The 8895-nt window shown below is 39.2% G+C and carries 9 protein-coding genes; 2 read left to right on the top strand and 7 right to left on the bottom strand.

Annotation, left to right across the window (positions count from 1 at the left end):
* Window positions 1-943, top strand: a 943-nt coding sequence (gene queA, locus ACLNCN_RS01510) for a tRNA preQ1(34) S-adenosylmethionine ribosyltransferase-isomerase QueA (protein WP_424844481.1), incomplete at its 5' end; no start/stop codon positions are given.
* A 79-nt stretch (window positions 944-1022) separates the two neighbouring features.
* Here queA and ACLNCN_RS01505 read toward each other — a convergent pair.
* From ACLNCN_RS01505 to ACLNCN_RS01485, 5 genes are all read right to left on the bottom strand, one after another.
* Window positions 1023-1883, bottom strand: coding sequence for a YihY/virulence factor BrkB family protein (locus ACLNCN_RS01505; protein ID WP_203180524.1), 861 nt, complete (start codon window positions 1881-1883; stop codon window positions 1023-1025).
* A gap of 141 nt (window positions 1884-2024) precedes the next feature.
* Window positions 2025-4079 carry a cation:proton antiporter gene (locus tag ACLNCN_RS01500; protein WP_203180523.1) on the bottom strand — a complete coding sequence of 685 codons (2055 nt, stop codon included), beginning with the start codon at window positions 4077-4079 and terminating at the stop codon, window positions 2025-2027.
* Between the two features lie 11 nt (window positions 4080-4090).
* Window positions 4091-4345, bottom strand: a complete 255-nt coding sequence (locus ACLNCN_RS01495) for a hypothetical protein (RefSeq protein WP_000361085.1) — start codon at window positions 4343-4345, stop codon at window positions 4091-4093.
* The gene (locus ACLNCN_RS01490; RefSeq protein ID WP_261011830.1) at window positions 4338-4895 is read right to left on the bottom strand and encodes a class I SAM-dependent methyltransferase; all 558 of its coding nucleotides are present in this window, start codon (window positions 4893-4895) and stop codon (window positions 4338-4340) included. Before ACLNCN_RS01490 ends, ACLNCN_RS01495 begins: the two co-directional genes overlap by 8 nt.
* A complete protein-coding gene (locus ACLNCN_RS01485; RefSeq protein ID WP_261011829.1) occupies window positions 4879-5835 on the bottom strand; it encodes a TIGR01212 family radical SAM protein in 957 nt (318 codons plus the stop codon). Before ACLNCN_RS01485 ends, ACLNCN_RS01490 begins: the two co-directional genes overlap by 17 nt.
* Window positions 5836-5926: 91 nt before the next feature.
* Between ACLNCN_RS01485 and ACLNCN_RS01480 the strand changes: the two genes are divergently transcribed.
* A complete protein-coding gene (locus ACLNCN_RS01480; RefSeq protein ID WP_023945634.1) occupies window positions 5927-6286 on the top strand; it encodes a DUF3397 domain-containing protein in 360 nt (119 codons plus the stop codon).
* A gap of 80 nt (window positions 6287-6366) precedes the next feature.
* On the opposite strand, the gene ACLNCN_RS01475 is transcribed toward ACLNCN_RS01480, so the two are convergent.
* Together ACLNCN_RS01475 and ACLNCN_RS01470 are read right to left on the bottom strand one after the other, a co-directional pair.
* Window positions 6367-6675, bottom strand: coding sequence for a hypothetical protein (locus ACLNCN_RS01475; protein ID WP_265530958.1), 309 nt, complete (start codon window positions 6673-6675; stop codon window positions 6367-6369).
* A 486-nt stretch (window positions 6676-7161) separates the two neighbouring features.
* On the bottom strand, window positions 7162-8895 hold a 1734-nt coding region (locus tag ACLNCN_RS01470), incomplete at its 5' end, for an LPXTG cell wall anchor domain-containing protein (RefSeq protein ID WP_424844480.1).

Below are 8895 nucleotides of genomic sequence, written 5' to 3'. Positions count from 1 at the left end.
CATTGTCAACCGTGATACTGGAGAAATGCAGGATAAACACTTCCACTCTATTATTGATATGCTGGAACCTGGTGACGCCCTTGTTATGAACGACACCCGAGTTCTCCCTGCCCGCCTCTATGGTCAAAAGGAAGAAACTGGAGGTCATGTGGAACTTCTCCTGCTTAAAAATACTAGTGGAGATGAGTGGGAAGTTCTGGCTAAACCTGCCAAACGCCTCAAGGTCGGGACTCGTGTTAGCTTTGGTGATGGCCGTCTCAGAGCTGTTGTTACGGAAGAATTGACTCACGGGGGCCGCATTGTCCGCTTTGAATACCAAGGAATTTTCCTAGAAGTTTTAGAAAGTCTGGGAGAAATGCCATTACCACCTTATATCCATGAAAAACTGGATGACCGTGAACGCTATCAAACCGTTTACGCTAAGGAAAGTGGTTCTGCTGCAGCACCAACTGCTGGATTGCACTTCACCAAAGAATTGCTGGCAGAAATCCAAGCTAAGGGTGTTCATCTAGTCTATTTGACTCTTCATGTCGGACTCGGAACCTTTAGACCTGTTTCAGTTGACAATCTGGACGAACACGAAATGCACTCAGAATTCTATCAGCTTTCTGAGGAGGCTGCTAGCACCCTTCGCTCTGTCAAGAAAAATGGAAGCCGTGTCATCGCTGTCGGAACCACTTCTATCCGCACCTTAGAGACTATTGGTTCCAAGTTTGATGGGCAAATCCAAGCAGATTCTGGCTGGACCAATATCTTTATCAAACCTGGCTATGAGTGGAAGGTCGTGGATGCCTTCTCAACCAACTTCCACTTACCAAAATCAACTCTGGTCATGTTGGTTTCTGCCTTTGCAGGCCGTGAATTAGTCTTAGACGCTTATCACCATGCCATTCAAGAACACTACCGCTTCTTCAGTTTCGGTGATGCCATGTTTATCTATTAATTGTCATAATCAAAAAGCGCATATTATCAGGTATTATAAAACCTTGATAGTATGCGTTTTGTAATGGATAGAAAATGAGTTAATTTATTCTCAAGCTCGGATCTTTCAAACTCTGAACACTGGCATTGATCACCGCACCGACAATCAAAATCTTAGCGATAAGAATAAACCAGAACATCATGACCACCACGACGACGGAACTGAAAAAACGCACGTCCACTAGGTGATTGACATAATTGTTAACATAGACTGAAAAGATATTGAGCAGTAAGGCCAGAGTTAACAAAACAAAGGCACTACCTGGTAATACAGAGCGAATCCGTCGAACCTTAACATTAGGCAGGAAATAATAAAGCATGACCAAGATGGCAAAAATCAAGGAATAGACTAAGGGGCCTGTCAGGTCTTGCAGATAATCAAAAATAGGACTATCCGATTTCCAATAACTTTTGATAAGGTTGAGAAGCATGCGACCAAAGACACTTAGAAAGAGGGCTAAAGCAAAGAGAATCTGCAAGCCAAAACTGACAAACAAACTCATGAGTTGATGAGAAATCATCCCACGATTTTTAGCTACTCCGTAAGCTTTATTAAAGGCTTTCTGCAGAAAGTTCATGGATTTTGAAAATGTCCAGAGGGCTGACAAAATCGCAAAACTCAATAAGCCCGTTGACGGTTGGGTCAGTACTTCTGTGATAATCTTTGCCACCACATCATACATGGTATCGGGCAAGAATTCATTTACAACCTTTAAAAAATTGGAAACTGGAATCTGAAAATAAGGGAGGATATTGACCACCACCAAAAGCAGGGGAAAAATCGAAATCAACCAATAGTAGGCTACTGCGACACTGGTCAGCTCACTATCTGATGCTTGATAATAATGCAAAAAAGCTTTTACTAAAGGCTTATCTATCAGCTCTTTCCACCACTTCTTCATGTCACACTCCTTCACTTACACTCTTATACTCAATGAAAATCAAAGAGCAAACTAGGAAGCTAGCCGCAGGTTGCTCAAAGCACAGCTTTGAGGTTGCAGATAAAGCTGACGTGGTTTGAAGAGATTTTCGAAGAGTATTAATTAATTTCTTCTTACCAATTCCACCATATCATAAGGCAGGGTATTGGCAGCTTCCTTCAGAGAATAGTTCTCTAAGTTATTTACATTTTGTCGTAACTTCTTGGCATACTTGGTCGTAATCAATCGTTTCTCTTCATATTCGAAAATCAACTTGCGCTCCAGATAATAGCCTCTCAGCATTTCATCGATATTGTTGGGCTTGACACGATTGATAACCCGTTCAACAAAGGCACCACTAGTGATAATAGCTGTTTCACGGAGACGAGAATCCTGCATGAAGCTGATTAAAGAACTCTTATAAACCCCTTTTAGGTTCTCCAAACTTTCGATAATCATCTCTGTGTTTTCTAGATAGAGCTCTGCAATTTGGTCATAGTCAAGGGCCCTGAGTTTCTGTGATTCTTCATTTTTCCAACTGCGGGAGGTCTTGCCAAAGGTAAAAACTTCATGCAGGAGAAAACGTAAAATCCGCAAGGAAACAAGGAAATAATAGGTCAATCGTGACGCGAACTTACGATTGATACTTTGTTCCATGTTTTTCAAATAACGTTGGTAAACTCGATAGGCACGCTCACTCATCTTTTCCTCTTCGTAAGCCTGTTCTAAACCATCACTTTCAATACTGAGGATGAGAAGTTTTAAGGCCTCCCAGTCTTCTTGAGCCCCCTTATTTTCTTGACTCAGGATGAGATTTTCAATACGTCCATGATAATTGTCAATAGCTGCATAGAGGGGAAGTTTATTTTTGGTATCTTCCAACTCTTTTTCCAACTCAATCGTCACTTCATTCAAAATGGCGATATGCATAAGATAATCCTTGCTTTCTTCCTGTTCGTCCGAAAGATGAGGCAAGACCACGAGGCCTGTTAAAAAGCTGACAAGCGTCACACCTGCGACAAGGAAAAGCAAGAGAGGATACTCCTGTTCTAGATTACTTGGTATCAGAAGAATCGTAGCAATCGACACCGTTCCCTTAACACCTGAGAAGGTCAAAAGAAGCATATCCTTCATATACTTATTCAGTTTCTTCTTGAGGCGTCGGGTCCTATAGGCATAATAGCCATAGATCATGACAAAACGAATGGCAAAGAGGACAAAGGTAAGGGCTATAAGAGATACCAATAACAGCAAGGGATTATAGATTGGATTGGTCAAGATAGGTTCTGCTATCATTTCCAGCTCCATCCCTAAAATTACAAAGACAGAACCGTTGAGCATAAAGTTCACTGTGTGCCAGACCGTCTCGGTTACCGTATCCACTTGGGCTTCGAGGAGCGTAATTTTCTTAAAACGGCTTGCCTTTAAAATCCCAGCAACCACAACGGCAATAATCCCTGAAACATGGACTTCTTCTGCCAGAAAGAAGGTCACCAGAGGCAAACTCAATTCTAATAAAAGTTCGCTAGCAATATCCGTTGCGCGCACACTTAGCAAGAATGTGTGAAGGAAACGGTTGACCATGGCTGTTAAAAATCCAATTAAAAAACCGCCTAGAATTGAAAAGATGAGCGAACTACTAGCTTGACCAAGAGAAAAGACTCCAGTTGTCCAAGCTGTCAAGGCAACCTGAAAGGCAACCAAGCCAGAAGCATCATTCAAAAGTCCTTCACCTTTGAGGATATTAGACACGCGCTTAGGAAAGCTAAAACGCTCCGAAAGAGAAGCAAAAGCCACCAAGTCCGTAGGTCCAAGGGCCGCCCCAACAGCCAAGCAAGCCGCCAAGGGAAGACTGAGCCAAAGAAAATGGGCCAAGCCACCCAAACTCAGGGTCGAGATGAAAATCACTGGAAATATGAGATAAACAATGATTCGCCAGTGTTTTAAAATAGCCGTAATATCCGCTTCTTCCGACTCTCGGAAAAGCAAGGGCCCAATAACCAGGGCCAAAAACAACTCTGTATTGAGATGAAAGTCGGTATTGGGTAAAAAGAGACCAATCACAATTCCCAAAAGAATTTGCACCAAAGGGAGAGGCAAAAAGGGCAGAAGTTTATTGGTTGTACTTGAGACAATCAAGACCAGTAAAAATAGGATGAGGTAAATCAGTAATTCCACGCACGTCCTCCTTAATCTTTTTTACAACAAGATTCAAAAATCTCCTTCTGCTCTTTGATTTTTTGGTCAATCTTGGAACAGTCTTTGTGCTCAATTTTTCTCTGGCACCGTTCCATTTCAAGAGCAACTAATTTTTTCTTGATTTTAAGCATTTTTTTGCTCATATGTGCTTGATCTAACACCCCCACCGCTCGTTCGTGGTGGGTTGATTCGACAAAATTCTGGCGCATGGCATCCAGCTTTTCACGTAGGTATTGTTTATCCATGTCTATATCTCTCTAATTTTTCAATCATCACTAAAAATGGTGGGTTGTTGACTTGGTTTAAAGTTCGGTAAATGGCAACTGTGTACTCTTGTTGGTTCAACTGGCTCACAAAATCCAAGACAGCATCCCTCTCGAGGTCGCCTCCTTCATGACCATAGTAGATCATGATAGCAATCCGTCCCCCTTTGACAAGCAAATGACACAGCTTTTCTAATGCTTCAATCGTTGTCTGAGGTCGAGTGATGACAGACTTATCAGCAGACGGCAAATAGCCCAGATTAAAAATCCCTGCCTTGGCTTCTGTCACAAACTGATCCAGTGTCTCATGGCCTTGCAAGATTAACTGGGCATTTGTGTAACCAGCCTGTTCCAAACGCTCTTGCGTCTTTCCCAAGGCTTGTTCCTGAATATCAAAGGCATAGACTTTCTTGGCTAGTTTGGCTAGAAAAAGGGTGTCGTGACCATTTCCCATGGTCGCATCTACTACAATATCGTCCTGAGTTACAACCTCAGCCAAAAAATCATGTGCCATTTCAAGTGGTCTTTTCATTTTCAAACTCCTGTTTTACAGCCTTGCATCCTTGAACACTTCCGCGACGTCGCATCTCCATCTCAATACTATTTAGAACTTCCCATTTATTGAGGCTCCACATAGGCCCAATCAGCATATCTCTAGGTGCATCTCCTGTGATTCGATGGATGACGATATGCTTGGGAATGATTTCCAGTTGGTCACAGATGACCTTGACATATTCGTCCTGACTCATCAACTGCAAGCGTCCTTCGTGGTAATCTCGTTGCATACGAGTATTTGTCATAAGATGGAGCAAATGCAGTTTAATTCCTTGAATATCGTTATCCGTGACACATCGGCGGACATTTTCAATCATCATCTCATGGGTTTCACCAGGAAGTCCGTTGATCAGATGGGAAACAATCTCAATCTTTGGATACTTTCTCAAACGCTTGACCGTTTCCACGTACAACTCATAGGAGTGGGCACGGTTAATCAGATCAGAGGTTGCCTCATAAGTGGTCTGCAAGCCCAATTCAACCGTCACATGCATGCGTTCCGACAACTCAGCCAAATACTCGATAGTTTCGTCTGGTAAACAGTCTGGTCGCGTTCCGATATTGATTCCGACCACACCTGGCTCATTGATAGCCTGCTCATAGCGCTCTCGGATGACTTCCACCTTTTCATGGGTGTTGGTAAAATTTTGAAAATAAACCAAATACTTCTGCACATCCGGCCACTTGCGGTGCATAAAGTCAATTTCCTTATAAAATTGCTCACGGATAGGCGCGTCCGGTGCTACGATAGCATCTCCAGAACCTGAAACCGTACAAAAAGTACAGCCTCCATGAGCCACAGTCCCATCACGATTGGGACAGTCAAACCCCGCATCAATAGGGACTTTAAAGGTCTTTTTTCCAAATAGTTTTCGATAATAATCATTCAAGGTGTTATAAGATTTCATAACTTTCATTATAACAAAAAACACCCACAATCTCAAAAGCCTGACTTTCCTATAAATTCCTCTGTTTCTCGTTTCCATTAGCGATTTTTTATGATACAATATGGGTATGATTTTAATGAAATTAGCATCTATTTTATTATTGATACTGACTTTAGTAGTCTGCATTATCATAACCAAACTTTTTAGATTAAAAAAACTAGGACGAAACTTTGCCGATTTGGCTTTTCCAGTCTTGGTATTTGAATATTACCTTATTACGGCTAAAACCTTTACCCATAATTTCCTCCCTAGACTAGGCCTAGCCCTCTCAGTCCTAGCCATTATTCTCGTTTTTTTCTTCCTTTTGAAAAAACGTAGCTTTTACTATCCTAAATTCATCAAATTCTTCTGGCGTGCAGGATTCTTATTAACCCTTGTCATGTATATCGAGATGATTGTTGAATTGATGGCTCAGAAATAAAAAACTAAATCGAAAACACCTCAATAAAACTGAAATACAGTGATTGAAGTGTTTTTTCTTTATCTATTTTTCAATAATTTCTATTTACTCTCTTTATCAGGAAATAGATAACCAATACCTACACAAGCCAGCACACCTGCTCCAATCACCAAGCCACTTGAAATTGGCAACAGGTCCAAAATTGCATTCGCAATAATAAAGGCAATAATCAAACACATCAGACTAGCCTTGTAGTCTTTTTTCAAAAGATTCTCTAGAGTGAAATAGAGGAACAAGACTACCGGAATCAATGACCAGAGGTTAATGTCCAAAGTTGGCCAGCCAACAGAACCAAAATACAATACTGTCGCTGCTGCCACTAAAAATACAATCCCCAATATTTTTTTCATTTCTTTATCTCCAATTTCGTTTTTAGGAACTTGAGTTATCTGATATTGATGCCTCCCGTCCCTTACACAAATCATTATAGCAGAGGTCAGTTTCAAGAACAAGTTCTTTTGCCTATCTGGTCTCTATATCGGTCTAAGTGGTTGAATAATAGCAATAAAATAAGGAAGCAGGTGAAAAACTTCCTTCCAAATAAAAAGGAATTAAGCAACCAAACGCTACTTAATTCCTTGAAATTGTCTCATCACCTCCATTAACCTTTAAATTTTGATAGACTCTATTTTCTAATTAATATGACCAATATTGTCAATACTAACCCTTTCAATCAATTCATTAGTTATCAAAACTAAGTCCATTAATAAAGCCGAAAAGAGTATCAATAGTAAAGTAAACTAAATAATTGAGTTATAGATGGCTATTTTCACAAAATTGTTTCATCACCACACTATCTCATCTCAGTACACAAACCATGTTTCTATAGCTTTGTCTTAATCTTGATCTTTTTTCTTCAATCCAAGAAATGCACCTACGGTAAACATTATTCCGGCAACCAATGACGTGAAGACTTCGCTAACTGTTCCAGTTTTTGGCAACCTATCATTGTTAGTAGTTGATTTACTATCAATATTGGTATGTTTATTAGCTATGTTCTCTGGTTCATTGAGATAAACTTCCTTCTTATTTTCAAAGTTTTTATCATTTTTATCAGGAACTGGAGATGTAACATCCTCAGTTGAATCAGAGTTGTGTGAATGATTTTCTCTTTGGAAATCCTCTTTTCTATGACTTTCACCTAATTGACTATAATTTACTTGTACAGGAACTGTAGCTTTGACACCTTCAGTTGAATCAGAGTTGTGTGAATGATTTTCTCTTTGTAAATCCTCCTTTTTGTAATTTTCATCTAATTGGCTATGATTTGCTTGCACCTTATCTTTCTTTTTCGATACATCAAAAGTAGGTTTATTTTCCTCCTCCTTTTTCTCCTCTATTTTCTTGAATACAGGTTTTATAAGGGTATCTTTTGATAGATTAAGAACATAGCCAACGTCTTTTTTCCCTTCGACACCAGAAATTTCCCAACCATCAAATTGATAGCCTTTTTCTAATTTACCCTTATAGACAGGTAAAATGAAATCTTCTTCCGACACTATCGTTGAACTCATTTCTTTTCCATTTTGAATGGTCACAGTCACCGTATGAGCTTTTAATTCGCTCACCTCTCCCGTATCTTTGTTTAAAATGAATTCTTTTACGGTCGTATTTCTTGCAAAATCTTTTACAAGAATCTTAATGTTTAGTGTCTTATCTGTTAGTTGTTTAATATCATCAAATGATTTATATTCTTTTCCATTTACATAAATATGTTTGTCTTGAATCTCACCATCGAATCCATTATTTCTTTTATCATTGATGTTAAAGACTACAGATTTTCCATCAGCATATTCAATACTAGTATTTCCCTTAGGATCAATGTTTACTTCTGGTTTAACATTATCATATAAAAATTGATAGTGTACTCCAACCGCTTTCGCATTCAAATCGCTATAGCCAGTTTTAAGATAAACATTTCCATCCATATCTGTTACCTTATCTGGGAATCCGTTTGCTTTATAGTCTTTCATTCCCCAGTCCATGATGTCACCGTCTTTAACATTAAGCTTAACGTTAAAATCTCTAGTGTTATCAATGTGTAAATCTCCGTAGATTAAATAATTATCTACAACAGATTCATTAACTCTCAACTCCCAGTTAAAACCACCCTTATCAGAAATCTTACCTCTTAAATAAAATTCTGGATTTCGTACATAAATTTTATTAGATTTAGATGGATTAAAGTAGTTCTTGTCCATTGAAAGGTTTACTGGTTTTGCATCAATAAATAACGTAGAGCCATCTTCTTTTATAGCTTCTACATTGGACTTATCCTCTCCAGTGTACTCTTTATCATCTTTACCAAATAATACAAGTTTAGAAGGATCTGTTACAAGATTTCCATCTTTATCGATTGCCTCCCCTTTATCGTTCATTTTAAATCTAAACACTTGATACCTTACAATGTTAAAGCCGTCCAAAGCCGACATTAATACTGATTGAGTACTTCTTCCATCTTCAACATTTCTACTATCAGCATAAATTATTTTTTCTGATAAGGCTCTTAGATTAGGATTGGCCTTTTGTATTTTTGCTATATCTTCCTTGCTATAGACTCCATTTCCTTC

The organism is Streptococcus sp. CL8.13 (genome assembly GCF_049737895.1).
Note: the sequence above shows the minus strand (reverse complement) of the source record. Positions and strands in the feature narration are given on the sequence as shown.

Bases quoted from the DNA above. Each gene is read 5' to 3' on its own strand.
- ACLNCN_RS01475 (WP_265530958.1), bottom strand. From the start codon at position 6,675: ATGAAAAAAATATTGGGGATTGTATTTTTAGTGGCAGCAGCGACAGTA.
- ACLNCN_RS01485 (WP_261011829.1), bottom strand. From the start codon at position 5,835: ATGAAAGTTATGAAATCTTATAACACCTTGAATGATTATTATCGAAAA.
- ACLNCN_RS01490 (WP_261011830.1), bottom strand. From the start codon at position 4,895: ATGAAAAGACCACTTGAAATGGCACATGATTTTTTGGCTGAGGTTGTA.
- ACLNCN_RS01480 (WP_023945634.1), top strand. From the start codon at position 5,927: ATGGGTATGATTTTAATGAAATTAGCATCTATTTTATTATTGATACTG.
- ACLNCN_RS01505 (WP_203180524.1), bottom strand. From the start codon at position 1,883: ATGAAGAAGTGGTGGAAAGAGCTGATAGATAAGCCTTTAGTAAAAGCT.
- ACLNCN_RS01495 (WP_000361085.1), bottom strand. From the start codon at position 4,345: ATGGATAAACAATACCTACGTGAAAAGCTGGATGCCATGCGCCAGAAT.